General features: G+C 71.3%; 13 protein-coding genes. 7 read left to right on the top strand and 6 right to left on the bottom strand.

The window, feature by feature from the left end; translation table 11 throughout:
* Nucleotides 1-38 precede the first annotated feature (38 nt).
* The 6 genes from ACFWV8_RS02125 to ACFWV8_RS02100 all read right to left on the bottom strand — a co-directional run bounded on the left by ACFWV8_RS02125 (nt 39) and on the right by ACFWV8_RS02100 (nt 6,947).
* Entirely contained in the window at nt 39-1,124 is a 1,086-nt protein-coding gene (locus tag ACFWV8_RS02125; protein ID WP_384197120.1) for a glycoside hydrolase family 26 protein, read from the bottom strand.
* Nucleotides 1,124-1,504, bottom strand: a complete 381-nt coding sequence (locus ACFWV8_RS02120; RefSeq protein WP_384197118.1) for a hypothetical protein — start codon at nt 1,502-1,504, stop codon at nt 1,124-1,126. Before ACFWV8_RS02120 ends, ACFWV8_RS02125 begins: the two co-directional genes overlap by 1 nt.
* A complete protein-coding gene (locus ACFWV8_RS02115; RefSeq protein ID WP_384197219.1) occupies nt 1,501-3,417 on the bottom strand; it encodes a hypothetical protein in 1,917 nt (638 codons plus the stop codon). The genes ACFWV8_RS02120 and ACFWV8_RS02115 overlap by 4 nt, the downstream gene beginning before the upstream one ends.
* 162 nt (nt 3,418-3,579) lie before the next feature.
* Nucleotides 3,580-4,356: a polysaccharide deacetylase family protein gene (locus ACFWV8_RS02110; RefSeq protein WP_384197218.1), complete on the bottom strand. Its 777-nt coding sequence runs from the start codon at nt 4,354-4,356 to the stop codon at nt 3,580-3,582.
* Nucleotides 4,357-4,415: 59 nt separating this feature from the next.
* Nucleotides 4,416-5,810: a glycosyltransferase family 2 protein gene (locus ACFWV8_RS02105; protein WP_384197116.1), complete on the bottom strand. Its 1,395-nt coding sequence runs from the start codon at nt 5,808-5,810 to the stop codon at nt 4,416-4,418.
* Nucleotides 5,811-5,882: 72 nt separating this feature from the next.
* Nucleotides 5,883-6,947 carry a GNAT family N-acetyltransferase gene (locus tag ACFWV8_RS02100; protein ID WP_384197216.1) on the bottom strand — a complete coding sequence of 355 codons (1,065 nt, stop codon included), beginning with the start codon at nt 6,945-6,947 and terminating at the stop codon, nt 5,883-5,885.
* A 536-nt stretch (nt 6,948-7,483) separates the two neighbouring features.
* Between ACFWV8_RS02100 and ACFWV8_RS02095 the strand changes: the two genes are divergently transcribed.
* From ACFWV8_RS02095 to ACFWV8_RS02065, 7 genes are all read left to right on the top strand, one after another.
* On the top strand, nt 7,484-8,971 hold the full coding sequence (locus ACFWV8_RS02095; protein WP_384197114.1) for an ATP-binding protein: 1,488 nt from the start codon (nt 7,484-7,486) through the stop codon (nt 8,969-8,971).
* 8 nt (nt 8,972-8,979) lie between these two features.
* Nucleotides 8,980-9,426 (top strand): roadblock/LC7 domain-containing protein, encoded by a 447-nt coding sequence (locus ACFWV8_RS02090; RefSeq protein ID WP_329392412.1) that lies wholly within the window; start codon nt 8,980-8,982, stop codon nt 9,424-9,426.
* Entirely contained in the window at nt 9,423-9,782 is a 360-nt protein-coding gene (locus ACFWV8_RS02085; RefSeq protein ID WP_329386913.1) for a DUF742 domain-containing protein, read from the top strand. The genes ACFWV8_RS02090 and ACFWV8_RS02085 overlap by 4 nt, the downstream gene beginning before the upstream one ends.
* Nucleotides 9,760-10,446 (top strand): ATP/GTP-binding protein, encoded by a 687-nt coding sequence (locus ACFWV8_RS02080; RefSeq protein ID WP_384197113.1) that lies wholly within the window; start codon nt 9,760-9,762, stop codon nt 10,444-10,446. The genes ACFWV8_RS02085 and ACFWV8_RS02080 overlap by 23 nt, the downstream gene beginning before the upstream one ends.
* Before the next feature lie 30 nt (nt 10,447-10,476).
* Nucleotides 10,477-11,787 carry a cytochrome P450 gene (locus ACFWV8_RS02075; protein WP_384197111.1) on the top strand — a complete coding sequence of 437 codons (1,311 nt, stop codon included), beginning with the start codon at nt 10,477-10,479 and terminating at the stop codon, nt 11,785-11,787.
* Between the two features lie 107 nt (nt 11,788-11,894).
* On the top strand, nt 11,895-13,139 hold the full coding sequence (locus ACFWV8_RS02070) for a cytochrome P450 (protein WP_384197214.1): 1,245 nt from the start codon (nt 11,895-11,897) through the stop codon (nt 13,137-13,139).
* A gap of 89 nt (nt 13,140-13,228) precedes the next feature.
* Nucleotides 13,229-14,524, top strand: coding sequence for a family 16 glycosylhydrolase (locus ACFWV8_RS02065; RefSeq protein WP_384197109.1), 1,296 nt, complete (start codon nt 13,229-13,231; stop codon nt 14,522-14,524).
* The last annotated feature ends 31 nt before the right edge of the window (nt 14,525-14,555 follow it).

Below are 14,555 nucleotides of genomic sequence, written 5' to 3'. Positions count from 1 at the left end.
CAGTTGAGGAGTGGGCGAGCACGCTGAGGACCACCGGGCTACCTCGGCAGCGGCTGCCGGAAGTAGTCGTCCTCGCCCGCCTCGCGGTAACCCGCGAGCCCCGGGCCCTCGTTGACCGTCAGATCACAGTTGTCGCCCGGCACCGGTCTGTTCCACTGCACCAGCGCCTTCACATCCGGCATGGAGCGCACCGATCCAGGGATGTCCGCGTACCAGTCGCGCTGTCTGCCGGGGTCACCCGGATCGGGAACGGTGCCGAACTCGGCCAGCATCAAAGGCTTCTCCGCCGATACGTTGGCTCGCAGCCAGTCATAGGTCGGGCGCTGGCTGCGTTCGAAGTCCTTCCAGTCGGTCGTGTCGTGACAGAGGAAGTAGTTGTACTGGTCCATGCCGATCCAGTCGACGTAGTCGTCCCCCGGATACAGCGCCTTCATCTCGTCCGCGCTGCCCAGATAGCCGGAGACCGTCCACACCCACACGACGTTGTCGACGCCCAACTCCTCGAAGCGGTCCCGGAGATGGCGGTACGCGGCGACGTACTCCGCCGGGGTGCCCGCGCCCTCCTTGATCCGGGCGTCGACCTCCTGGTCGAAGGAGAAGAAGATCCGTTTGCCCCGCTGGTCGCCGTACTCCTTGATCCGGCGCGCCTGCGGATCGATGATCTCCTCGTCGTGCTTCCCGGAGGCGATGTTCGCCCAGCCCAGCTGGTCCTCGGTCCAGTTGGCGTGGTGCGGCTCACGCCACACGGTGGACTCCCAGGCCAGCATCAGCATCCGGTCCTCGCCCAACTCCCGCTCGTCGGGGGTGAGAAGCTGTCCGTCGAGGTCGGTGTTCGACATGTCGTGGTAGTTGTAGACGAGGTCGAGCTTGCGGCCGATCTTCTTCTCGAAGGCGTACACCGCCCTGGTGAGTGAGCCTTCCGCCGGGCCGCTCTCGTCGTACGGGACGTACGCCCCCCACCACGCGCCGCACGGCGGCTCCAGCCGGTCGGTAGCCGCGCAGGGATCCACCGGCCCGTCCGACTCGGTGGCCCAGATACCGATCCCGGCGATGAGCAGCCCGACGGCGACGAGGACGATCACGGTGTACGCCTGTTTCTCGGCATCGCTGAGCCGTGCCGCCATCACCGTCCCCTCCTGCCCGCCGCGCCGCGCGTCGCGGCGGGCAGGGGCAGCCCCGGCAGGGCGGCGGCGACGGTCGTGACCGCCGCCAGTGTCACCAGGAAGGCCGTCGCCGAGAAGCCGCGCACCAGAAACAGGGTGGTGGAGACCGTCACCGCGAGGGAGAGGCTGAGCGGCGCGGCGAGCGCGACGGCCTCGATACGGGCGGCCGGGCGCAGCGTGCCGCGCAGCGGATGGAGAAGCGCGAGACCGGGTCCGAAACAGACGAAGAGCGACACCGGGACCCAGCGCAGTGGTGAACCACCGGGCAGAGCGGTCGCGGCGAGCGCGCCCCAGCCGGCGAGGGCCAGCGGTACTCGGAGCCGTAAATGATCCAAAGTCATGGACGTTCGCCTTCCGCGGCCTGCCGGTACTCCAGGACGATGCCGTACGAGTGCGCCTCCACCACCCGGAACAGGGGAGAGACGCTGAGCCGTGACCGCAGGGCGCCGAAGCCGCCCGGGGGCAGCAGTCCTTCGCCGGCCGCGTAGATGTCCTGCGTACGGGTGAGGATCACGTACGCGTCGGTGTCCGGCGGGATCCGGTCGGCCAGATAGCGGGCGGGGTCTGCCAACATCCTTTCGTTCTCGGGGAGTTCCTGCTCGGCGAAGAACCAGTGCTCCACCCGGTCGTAGCGGTGCAGCGCCTGTGGGAAGGAGCCGGTGGTGGCGAGGATCAGCGCGCCTTCGGGCGCCCGGTCGATCGCGCGGGTGACCAGCGCGGTCTCGGCGGGCGGGGTGTAGTACATCTTCTCCTTGCCGTAGTACGAGGGCAGGAAGCCGGCCAGCAGCGCCACCAGGGAGACGGGCAGCGCGACATGGAGCGTGAGCGCGGCGGCCCGTCGGCGCGCCGGTCCGCGCCGGGCGGCGCCGACGGCGGGCACGAGCGTCGCCGCCGCGAAGAACGCGGCGCCGGGCAGCCCGAACAGATAGACCCGGAAGAGCATTTCGCCGCCGTAGTCGTTCACGACGAAGAGCGGGACCGGCGCGACGGACACGAGCAGCAGCGGCAGCGCGCTCCGCAGGAGCCGGCGCCGCAGCAGCAGCGCCGCGCCCGCCAGAGCGGCGACGGCGAGCACCATCAACACGTTGGCGCGGCCCGCGAGTTCGGGGCCGGGGCCGGTGAGCTCACCGGCGTAACCCGCGCGTGAGTTCTGGGTCAGCTCGCCGAGCGAGTCCCGCAGCGTGCCCAGGGTCTCGACGAACAGCGGCCGGCCCATCGTCAGGTCCCAGGCCAGCATGATCAGGACGGCGACGGCCAGCAGTCCGTAGTTGCGGTAGCGGCGGGTGAGGGTCAGTGCGAACAGCGAGACGCAGAGCATCACCGGCGTGAGCTGGTGCGCGGCGTTGACGGCCAGGATCAGCGGCGCGAGGAGCGCCACACAGACGGCGCGCTGCCGGGTGCCGGTGGGCGGTGGCACGGCGGCGGACGCCGGGTCGAGGAACGAGCGGTCGCGCAGCCTGCCCGCCGACTTCGGCAGCACGAAGTGCCGTAGCACAACGGCGATCACGGACAGATGCAGCAGATACGCGAAGCCCTGCGGCGCCAGATAGTCCTGCCCCACCCAGTTGGCGAGCTGGAAGATCCAGACGGCGGTCCACACCAGCCGCCAGTCCTCGGTGAAGGTGCGGTACAGCAGCACGAGCACCGGCATCAGCAGCAGACCGAGCGCGATCGGGGCCCAGTTGAGGAACACGGCGGCGCTCTCGACGCCGAAGGCGCGGACCAGCCCGCCGACGAGGGTGAAGAAGCCGGGCCACTGGTCGTAGGCGGACATGTTGCCCGACAGGGCGCCGTTCGGGCGCAGTTCACCGTTGAGCAGGAGCTGGTTGATCACGGCGTCGTGCTTGGAGGCCCAGGGATAGCGCACGGAGTCGTAAAGCACGGCGGGGGGCGCCTTGAGCGCGACGAGAAGGGCGACGCAGTAGCTCGCGGGCCACCACGGCGCGGTTCCGGCGCGGCGCAGGGCGGCCAGGAATCCGCACGTGAGGAGGGCGAGGGTGGCGTAGAACGCGACGGGGAAACGGTCGAGGAGCCCGTAGTCGCCCATGGTGCGGAAGCCGATGCGCGGCAGCGCGTACACCCAGAGGACGGCCCCGGCGAGCAACGGCAGCCAGGAGAGGAGGAGTTGGGGCCGCAGGGCCCGTAACGGCCGGGGCAGCGCGCGGCGGGGCCGGGGCGGGGTTGATCGTGTCGGCTGCGGGGTCTCGGCCTCAGCCTCAGTCTCGGCCTCCGCCTTGGTCGGAGGCTGGGCCATGTCCGGCGCGGGCACGCGTGGTTGCACGGTGCGACTCCCCCCACCCCTGTGTCGCGGCCGTCACGCCGCTGTCCCCTTCAGCGAATTATATGAACTCTCTGCGCTTTTGCGTGGCTCTCGTGCATCTCTGTTGCGTAAGGGCCGCCCCTGCCCCGGCCCCCTCTAGCCGGCGAACCGCGGTCCCCCGACGGCCGCGCGCGTCCTGCGGTAGAGGCGCCAGCCCACCGTCGCCGCCGAGTCGGGGAACGGCGCCGCCCGCGCGCCCTCCCCCGCCATCCACGCCTCCACGTCCGCCACCGTGTGGCCGCGGCGCAGGATGAGGCGGGAGATACGGAACGGCTCGTCCGCGTCCGAGCTGAGCGCGTGGCGTACGGCGACGGCCGAGGCGTATCCGGCTCGGCGGGCGGCCCCCCGTACGGCACGGCTGTTGTAGCCGTGCGGATAGGCGAGATGCGCGACCTCATGGCCCAGGACATCTTCGAGCGCCGCCTTGGACTCTCGTAGCTCACTGTCCAGTTGGGGCGCGCGAAGGGTGTCCAGCTGCGGGTGGGTGACCGTGTGCGCGCCGACCTCCACGCCGTACCGCTCCAGCGACGGCGCCTGCGCGAGAGTCATCATCGGGGCGGGCGGGAGCAGGCTGCCGAGCCCCGGGGTGATGGCACCGGTCGTGAGATAGGCGGTCGCGGGCAGGGCGCGCTCGGCGAGCGCTTCGGCCGTCGGGCCCGGCAGATCGGCGAATCCGTCGTCGAAGGTCAGGACCACGGGCCGGGGTGGCAGCGGGGCGCCGCCGGTCAGCCCTTCGACGAGCGCGCTGACCGGTACAGGGGTACGGCCCGTGGCCACGATCGCGTCGAGTTGGTCGGTGAACTGCCGTGGTGTGACGGTGAATTCGGCGATCCAGGCGGGCGGATCGGCCATCACCGCGTGGTACAGCAGCACGGGGATACGGCACGGTGAGTGGTCCCCCGGCCGCGTCGCCCGGTGCGGCACCCGGCGCGTCATCGCCGCCCCCAGCGGGCCTTGGCGTAACCCAGCGGGCCGTACAGCATCCCTCTGCGCTCCAGCCGGGACAGGGTGCGCGGCCACGGGTGGCTGTGGGTGCCGTGCGCGCCGGGAATGCCGGGGGCGCCCGGGGTGCCCGCCCCGGTCTCGGCCGGCCCCTGCCGGTGCGCGGTGATGGCCCGCGCGTGGGCCAGCCCGCGCGGCAGCTTCGCCAACAGCGCGGGCAGCAGGGCCGGGTGGCGGCAGATGACGGCGGTGAGATAGGCGGTGAGGCCGGCGCCGTAGCCGTACGCCTGGTTCCGCAGGTCCGGCCAGGTCTCACGGTGGTGGTGCCAGACCAGCGCGCCGGGTACGTACCGCAGCCGGTGGCCGGCGCTCAGGATCCGGACGAACGCGTAGAGGTCGTCGCCGCCCTTGGCGGGTGTGCCGGCGCCGGTGGCGGGGTCGAAACCGCCGACGGTGCGCAGGGCTGACGCGCGGAACGCCATGTTGGCGCCGGATCCGAAGCTGCCCGCCGTGAACGGGAAGAGCGGTTCGCCGGGGGGCGGCGCGGCCGGGTCGTAGAGACGCGGGGCGAAGCCTTTCGCGAAGCCGCCGTGGCTCTCCAGAAGGACCTGCGCGGGGGTGGTCAGACGGGCGGGCAGGATCAGGCCCGTGACACAGCCCGTACGGGGATCGGCGGCGAACGGCGCGGTGAGCGCGGAGAGCCAGTGCGGATCGGCGACGACGTCGTCGTCCGTGAAGGCGATGACGGGGCTGCCGGTGGCGGCGACGCCTCGGTTGTGGGCGGCGGCCAGTCCGGGCACGGGCTCGTGGACGTAGGTGACGCGGCCCGCGTAACGGGAGTGGACGAGTTCACGGGTGGCGGTGGTGACGGGCGCGTTGTCGACGACCACCACTGCGAAGTCCGGGTGCTCCTGCGCGAGGAGCGAATCGAGGGCGCGGCCGAGCTGGTCGGCGCGCTCGCGGGTGGCGACGACGACTGCCGTACGGGGCGGCTCACCGCCCAAGGGGCCTTCGGCCGACGGGTGTTGGAGGTGCTCGTTGTGCTCGCCGCCTCGCTGGACGAGGAAGGCCGCCGTCAGGACCTCGGCGGGGTCGGCGCCGTCGGGGACCGTGGTGAGGACGGTGGCGACGGGGCGGCCCCGGAGACGTACGAGCGCGTAGACGGGACCGGCGTGAAGGGGCGGGCCGCCGGGGGCGGGGGTCAGGGACAGGACCTCGGCCTTGGCCCCGGGATCGCCGGGGTCACCGGGGTCACCGGGATCCAGGGCGAGGTCCAGGTCCGCGACGCCGACGTCGCGCAGGAGCGATCGTGAGGGCGGTCTTGAAGGTGGTCCTGAAGGTGGTCGTGAAGGTGGTCGTGAGGACGTGCTCGGAGTGTGGGGCATCCTGCCTCCGCTCGTGGGCACTGAGAACGACTGCCAAGTGGTACGAGGAATCGGCCCGGTCGCCGGCCACCGTCACCGGTCGCGGAGCCGGCCCACCTGCTTCAGAGCGCGCTGCGCGTAGCCGGCCAGCCTCGGCCTGTTCCGTACGAAGCTGTGCGCGCGGCGCGACGGCTCACGGCTGAGCCGGTACAGGGCCGCCCGTGGCCCGCGCCGTACCGAAGCCCCCTCGTACACCCGCAGATCACCGGTCTTGAGCGCGTCCTTGTACTCGGCGGCGCCCCTGCCCAGGTCGAGCAGGCCGATCCCGGCGCCGGCCGCCGCCTCCGCCATCCGCAGATGGAGGATCAGACCGGGTGAGTACTTGGCGAAGTCGGTGTCGTACGCGGGGAACCAGCAGGACAGGACCGTCCGTGAGCGGAGCCCGAAGTGCGCGGCGGCCGGGCGGTCACCGGCGTACAGCACGGAGAGCACACCGGAGCAGCCGGGTGTGCGGTCAGCCGCCAACTGCCGTACCAGCGCGCTGATCCACTCGTTGGCGAACCGGTCGCGGCGGCCCGTCCTGCGGTACTGGGCCGACTTCCACTCCATGAGCGTGCGCAGGGCCGCCGGATCACGCTCGTCGAAGACGAACCGCACCTCGCCCGCCTGGCGGGCCAGTTTGCGTTCCTTGGCGGTCGTCGTACGGAAGAACTTGGGCGAACCGGCACGCAGGACCGCCTCGTACGCCTCGTACCCCTGAGCGACGTCGATGACCGGGGAGTCGAACTCCTCGGCCGCGGCCGGGACGAAGAGCGTCTGGCCCGCTTCGAGATTGTCGAACTCCCAGCTGGTGAGGGAGCAGGCGCGCAGCAACTCCCCGGCCGAGAGCCTGTGTTCGGGGTTCAGCACCACTCCCTGGCTGTCGGACACCCCGAACCCGATCGCACGGCCCTGCCCCAACGGGCCCTTCTCGTGAGGGAAGAAGCCTTCGTACTCGCCGCTCCCGCCTCCGACGACGGCCACCCGCGCGCCCGGCCGCACACGGCCGACTGCGAGGGTGAACTCGGGCTCCATGAACGGATTGGCTGGCGCGCCGGACAGCGCCCGTAACTCGCGCCAGCGTTCGATCTCCGCCGCGCCCATCTCCCCCGGCCGCATCACACGGATGCGGGCGGCGGCAGCACCACGTACACGTACATCGCTCAACTCGACCCCCCGGTCGCTCGGGCCCGTCCCTGTCGGCCGTCCCCACGGCCGGTCCCCCGACGAGCTCACGCCGAACAGGACGGTACCGGCCCAAATCGCTCCGGTACAGGGCCAGTCGGCCATGTCATGACGGATACGGATCACGGCGGACGCGGTGGGTGAACCTGTACATGTGGCCGATGGTGGCCAGGGGGCCGGTGTGGTGGGGTGCGGCCACACCCGCGGCCAGCCCGAACGTCCCGCGGGTCCGCCCCACATGTGTGCGGGTAGTGCCCGGCTCGTGTCGCCGTGTGACAGGAGTTGAGCAACTCCTGCCCGCGGCAGGCACATTGCTCGTAGGATCTGGTTGCTCGCGATCACGCCGGCGGGAGCCCTACGTGTCCGACGAGTCCTGGAAGGGGCCCGGTCTCCGTGTTCGCCGTATCCGTGCCTGTCATGTCGGATTCGCCGTGTTGAGCCGTCCGGTGGACGGAAGGAACAGACGGGCGGTGTGGTGGCTCGCGGTCCTGGCGGTCGCCGCCGTCGCCGCCGTGCTGATCGGCCAGGGCTCAACGGAGGAGTGGCGGCAGGTGCTCGCGGGCGGCTGCGCCGCCGTCGCCGTGCTGCTCCTGGCCTGGGTGCTCGTACTGCGCCGGCAGTTGGCCGCGGAGCGCGCCGAACACGACCGGGCGCGGCGTACCGCCGCGGCGCGGGCCGCCGAGATGGCACATCTCGCGGCGGTACGCGCCCCCGCCATCGCCGAACGGGTGCGTACGGGACGGCGGTTGGAGGGCATCCCGGGACCGGTCGCGCCCGAGGCCGAGACCGGCGAGGACTTCGCACGCGCGCTGGCCGCGGTGGTCGCCGCGCTCGGCTCGGACGAGGGCGTACGGCGCGAGCGCGGCCTGCGCGACTCGGTGCAGACGGCCTTCGAGTCGGTCGCCCGGAACATGCACGCGATGGCCACGGTGCAGCAGCAGGTACTCGACCAGGTGGAGCGCGCCATCGACGACCCGAGGCTGATGGCGGACGTGATGAAGGCCGACCACGCGGCCTCGCAGATGACCCGTAAGGCGCAGACGCTCCTCGTGATGTGCGGGATCTGGCCGGCCAGGCGCGAGTCGCAGCCGGTCTCGCTGTACGACTGCGTGCGCGGCGCGCAGTCGCGGATCGTGGAGTTCGGGCGCGTCGAGGTGCACGGCGGACAGACCCTGTACGTGGTGCCGCCCGCCGTCGAGGGCCTGATGCACGCCGTCGCCGAACTCCTGGAGAACGCGACCGTGTTCTCGCCCTCCCGCACCCAGGTGATCGTGACGATCCGGGAGGTCGGCGCGGGAGCCGTCGTGGAGATCGACGACGCGGGCCTCGGTATGCCGCCGGACGTACTGAAGCAGGCGATGTCGCAGCTCAGGGACGATCTGGACCTGACGCGACTCGGGGCCGTACCGCGCCTGGGGCTGGCGTGCGTGGGGCGCTGGAGCCGGGAGATGGGCTTCAACGTGGAGCTGACGGGGGCGTCCGCGTACGGCGGGACCCGGGCCGTCACCTTCGTACCGCACCGCCTGCTGACCGAACCGCTGTCGCACTTTCCGCCGGTGGCGGTCAGCGACCAGGTGTCGGAGGGCGAAGCGCGTGCGGGCAGGGCACCGGCGGACGAGGGCGCTTCCGGCGACGCGTCTGCGGGGGGAGCGCGTGAGCACGAACGATCTGCCGCCGCAGCCCCGGAGGACGCGCCCGGCGGGCTGCCGCGCCGCCGCAGCAGGCGGCGGAGCCCGTCCGCCGTCCCCGCCACCGCGCGGGAAAAGGAACGGACACCGGAACAGGCACCACAGGCGTCGCAGCCGCAACCCCCACAGCAAGCGCAGCCCGACCCCTCCTGGACCCCCGAAGCGGCACGCGCGTCGATCACCAGCGTGGTGTCCGGCTCCCGTCGTGGCCGCGCGGCGGCCGTCCAGGACACCGAAGTGCCCGACCAACACGACGGAGGCCGGCAGTGACCGGAAGAGTGACCGGAACGATCTCCCGACTCCCGGATCTCGGGTGGATGCTCCGCCCGCTGACCGAGATCCCGGGGGTCCGACACGCCGTGGTCGTCTCGGAGGACGGTCTGCGGCTCGGCCACGCGTCCGCCGAAGGTCTGAAGGGCCCGGTGTCCGAACTGAGCGTGGCCGAGGCCGAATCGCTCGCGGCGGCCTCCGCCGCGCTGACGATGACGGGGCGTTCCACGGCGGGGCTGCTGTTCGGCGGCGGCGCCGACGTACGGCAGTTGATGCTGGAGTCCGACCAGGGCTTCGTCCTCTTCACGTCGGCCGGGGTGGGTGCCCAGCTGGGCGCCGCGACCGAGACCGACGCCGATGTGGGCCTGGTGGCCCAGCAGATGCAACTGCTGGTCGTGAAGATCGGCAGCCACCTGAGCAGCCATCCCCGGGATCCGGTGAGCCCGTCCTCATGACGGAGCGCCCCGACGACCGGACCACGTCGGCGGTACGCCCGTACGTGATCACCGGTGGCAGGGCGGACGCCGGAGTCGAACCACTGTCCTGGGAGTCCCTGGTGGTGGCCGCGGCAGCGGTCCCGCCCGCGACCCTCCAGCCCGAACACCGAACGATCCTGACGCACTGTCAGGGCCTGCTGTCGGTGGCCGAGGTGTCGGCCCATCTGGGCCAACCACCCTCCGTGGTACAGGTGTTGCTCGCCGACCTCATCGACTGGGGGCTGATCGTGACCCGCCCACCCATACCGCCGGCCGAACGAGCCGATGTGACCATGCTGAGAAAGGTCCTCCATGGCCTCGAAAGCCGCCTCTGAGGCCACCGCGCCCGAGGCGCCGGAGGCGGCGGCGACGTCGTCGGACGCCGCCCCGCCCGAGCCGCGGTCCGGGGCGGCGTCCGAAGGCGTCGCCGCCGGCAAGTACGTGAGCTCCAGCGTCTCCGGCGCGGCGAAGATCATGGTCGTCGGGCCGCTGGGCGTGGGCAAGACGACGTTCATCGGCACGGTCTCCGAGATCAAACCGCTCAGCACCGAGGCCGTGATGACCCAGGCGGGCGCCTCGGTCGACGTACCCCCCGACCAGGCCAAGGCCACGACGACCGTCGCCCTGGACTTCGGCCGGATGACGCTCGACGGCGAGCTGGTCCTCTACCTCTTCGGTACGCCGGGGCAGCAGCGTTTCCTGCCCGCCTGGCGCGATCTGGCGCGGGGCGCGCTGGGCGCGCTCGCCCTGGTGGACACCCGTGATCTGACCGCCTCCTTCGACGCGCTCGGCCATCTGGAGGACCTGGGGCTGCCGTTCGCCGTCGCCGTCAACGTCTTCCCGGGCAGCCCCCGGCACAGCGACGGTGAACTGCGCGCCGCCCTCGACCTGTTGCCGGAGACGCCGCTGGTCTCCTGCGACGCGCGGGACGAGCGGTCGTCCGTCATGGCGCTCATCGCCCTCGTACGCCATCTCGTCCTCGCCGCCGAGTCCTCATGACGGAGTCCACATGACCGCTACGGAGTCCACATGACCACTCCCGCAGCCGACGCCGTATCGACGCCGGCGCCCGAGCCCGAGCCACGCGCCGGGGGCTGTCCGGTCGCCGGGCACACGGCGGCGACGCCCATCTTCGGGGAGCAGCTCGACGGCGACATGCTGCCTCGCCTGTACGAGCAACTGCGCGCCGAGCACGGTCCGGTGGCGCCGGTCGCCGTCGCGCCCGGTATCGAGGCATGGCTGGTGCTCGGCCACCGTGAGCTCGTACGGCTGACCCGTGAGGAGCAGGACTTCTCTCACGACCCGCGCCGCTGGCGCCAGTTGCGCGAGGGCCGAGTGCCGGAGGACTCGCCGATCCTGCCGATGGTGGGCTGGCGCCCGGCGCTGCTGTTCGCCGACGGGCAGCAGCACCGCCGGATGCGGGCGGCCGTGTCGGACGCGCTCTCCCGGATCAACGGGCATGAACTGCGGCGCGGCGTACGGGCGTTGTCCGAGCGGCTGATCACCGAGTTCGCCGACCGCAAGGAGGCTGACCTGGTCTCGGACTACGCGCGCAAGCTGCCGCTGATGGTGATCACCGGCCTGCTCGGGCTCGACGAGCCGACGGGCCGGGAGCTGGTGAAGGCCATCGCGGGGCTGGTCGTGGCGAACGCCGACTCCGCCGACGCGAGCAAGCGGATGGGCTCGATCCTGCTCGCCCTCATCGAGGAGAAGCGGCGCCGTCCCGGCAACGACGTCACGTCCGCGCTGCTGCACCATCCGGCGCGGCTGACGGACGAGGAAGTGCTGCACAACCTGGTGGTGATGTTCGTCGCGGGCAACCAGACCACGGTGAACTGGATCGCCACCACTCTGCGCATCCTGCTGTGCGACCCGGCGTTCCGGTCCTCGCTCAGCGGCGGTCATCTGAGCGTCGACGACGCGCTGGACCTGGTGCTGTGGCGCTTCCCGCCGACGCAGAACTTCCCCGCCCGCTACGCCACCCGCGATCTGCGGTTCGGCGGTCAGGAGGTGCGGGCCGGTGACATGCTGATCCTCGGTCTGGCCGGGGCGAACGCCGACCCCGACATCCTGCCGGAGGACGGCACGCCCGTCGTCGGCAACCGCTCGCACCTGGCCTTCGGGGCCGGACCGCACACCTGCCCCGCCCAGGACCCGGCCAGGCTGATCACCCGTACCGCGGTCGACACCATCAGGCATCGACTGCCTGATCTCGAACTGGCCGTGCCCGAAGGCGAGTTGGCCTGGATCAAATCGCCCTGGAGCAAGGGCCTGGCGGCCCTTCCCGTCCGCTTCACCGAACCGCAGTTGCCGCGTGGAGCGCGGGCACCGCGGAATTGAGGAGAGCACCGATGAGCGCCAAGCCCGATCCGTCCGCCGGCATGTCCCCCGACGTCTCCGACGTCTCCGACGTCCTCGGCGACGCCGCCGCCGACGTCCCCCACCGGATGGACCCGTCCGGTGGCTGCCCGCACGCGGCCAACGCCCGGCTGCTCGCGCGCGGCGCGGTGGCCCCCGTCGTACTGCCCGGCGAGGTAGAGGCGATGGCCGTCATCGGGCACGACGCGCTCAAGGAATTCCTGTCGCACCCCGATGTCGCCAAGGGCGCCACGCACTTCACGGCGTTGCGGGAGGGGCGGATTCCCGACGGCTGGCCGCTGAAGACGTTCGCGACCGTTCAAGGCATGACGACGGCGGACGGCGACGACCACCGGCGGCTGCGGTCGCTGGTGAGCAAGGCGTTCACGTCGCGACGGGTGGAGGCGCTGCGCGGGCGGGTCGAGGAGGTGACGGCGGAGCTGCTGGACGGGCTCGCGGCGGCCGGCCGTCCTGGCCAGGACGGCCAGGACGGACCGCACGTCGTCGATCTCCGCGCGGACTTCGCGCTGCCGCTGCCGATGGGCGTCATCTGTGAACTGCTGGGCGTGGACGAGGTGTTCCGGGACCAGCTGCACCATCTGTCGAACCAGATCGTCGCGACGGACATCTCTCCCGAGGACGCGATGGCAGCCAACCGGGACATCGTGGCCGTACTGAGCGCGGTGGCCGCCTCCCGTACTGAGAACCCCGGCGAGGACCTGACCAGCGCGCTGATCGCGGCGCGCGAGGAGGACGGCGACCGGCTGAGCGGGCATGAACTCATCGGCACCCTGCTGCTGATGATCATCGCCGGGCACGAGACGACACTGAATCTGATCACCAACGCGGTGCGCGCCCTGTGCCGCAACCGCGACCAGCTCGAACTGGTCATGCACGGCAAGGCGAGCTGGTCGGACGTGGTCGAGGAGACCCTGCGCTGGGACAGCCCGGTGAGCTTCTTCCCGTTCCGCTACCCGACCCGGGACCTCACGGTGGACGGCACGGTGATCCCGCAGGGGACGCCGGTGCTCGCGGGCTACTCGGCGGCGGGCCGCGACAAGGCCGCACACGGGGACGACGCGGATGTCTTCGACGTCACCCGGTACGCCACGGGCTCGACCACCCGCCATCTCTCGCTCGGGCACGGCGCGCACTTCTGTCTGGGGTCGTCGCTGGCCCGGATGGAGGCGACGATCGCGCTGGAGCGGCTGTTCACCCGCTTCCCGGACCTTGACGTCGCGGTCACGGAGGCCGAACTGCCGCGCCACGCCAGCTTCGTGGGCAACAGCGTGCAGCGACTGCCCGTCTCACTTTGGTCCATACCAACTCCTTGACGGCCCCTCCCGGCCCCCCTTAAATCAAGTATTGAATTAAAGCACTGCATGTCATGCCCATGCCCCCATGAGAAGTGAAGTGATGACCTGTGCGAACCCCCCTGCGGCGTCGTGTGACGCTGTACGCCCTGGCTCTTCTCTGCTGTACGAGCGTGGCCACGGCCGTGCCCTCCGGAGCGGCGACGCCCTCCCCCGAAGCCCGCATCAGTGCCGCGAGCGATACGAGCGACACGAACGGCACGAAGGCGGCGAGAGCCGTCACGTTCGACGAGAACTTCGACGGTCCCGCCGGATCAGCCGTCAACGGCAGCAGATGGCAGATCGAGACCGGCGACAACGTCAACAACCATGAACGGCAGTACTACACGGCCGGCAACAACAACGCCGCCCTCGACGGCCAGGGCAATCTCGTCATCACCGCCCGCAAGGACAACCCCGGCAACTACCAGTGCTGGTACGGCCGGTGCGAGTACACATCGGCCCGGCTCAACACGGCGGGCAAGTTCACCGCGCAGTACGGCCGCGTCGAGGCGCGGATGAAGGTCCCGCGCGGGCAGGGCATGTGGCCCGCGTTCTGGATGCTCGGCAACAACATGGGCGACGTCGGCTGGCCCAACAGCGGCGAGATCGACATCATGGAGAACGTCGGCTTCGAGCCGAACACCGTCCACGGCACCCTGCACGGCCCCGGTTACTCGGGCTCGGGCGGCATCGGCGCCGGCTACAGCCTCCCCGGCGGCCAGGCGTTCGCCGACGCCTTCCACACCTTCGCGATCGACTGGTCGCCCAACTCCATCCGCTGGTCGGTCGACGGCAACGTCTTCCAGACCCGTACGCCCGCCGATCTGGGCGGCCGGGAATGGGTGTTCAACAAGCCGTTCTTCCTGATCCTCAACCTCGCGGTCGGCGGCTACTGGCCCGGCGACCCCAACAGCAGCACGCCCTTCCCGAGCACCCTGACCGTCGACTACGTGCGGGTCACGACGGACGGCGGCGGGGGCACCGGCGGTTCGATCACCGGTATCGGCGGCAAGTGCCTGGACGTGGCGGGCGCGAGTTCCGCCAACGGGACGGCTGTTCAGCTCTACGACTGCAACGGCTCCGGCGCGCAGCAGTGGAGCAGGGGCGCCAACGACTCGCTGCGGGCGCTCGGCAAGTGCCTGGACGTGAAGGACAACAGCACCGCCGACGGCGCCCAGCTCCAGCTCTGGGACTGCAACGGCGCGGGTAATCAGCGCTGGGCCGTGTCGGGCGCGAACGATGTCGTGAACATCCAGGCGGACAAGTGCATGGATGTGACCGGCGGTTCGACGGCGAACGGGGCGCGGGCCCAGATCTGGACATGCACGGGCGCGGCCAACCAGAAGTGGTCGGTGAACGCGTAACACTCTCGCCCGGTCCGCTCTCGGACCCCGG

Origin of the sequence: Streptomyces sp. NPDC058665, assembly GCF_042714995.1 — a bacterium.
In the GTDB taxonomy this organism is placed as follows: Bacteria; Actinomycetota; Actinomycetes; order Streptomycetales; family Streptomycetaceae; genus Streptomyces.
Note: the sequence above shows the minus strand (reverse complement) of the source record. Positions and strands in the feature narration are given on the sequence as shown.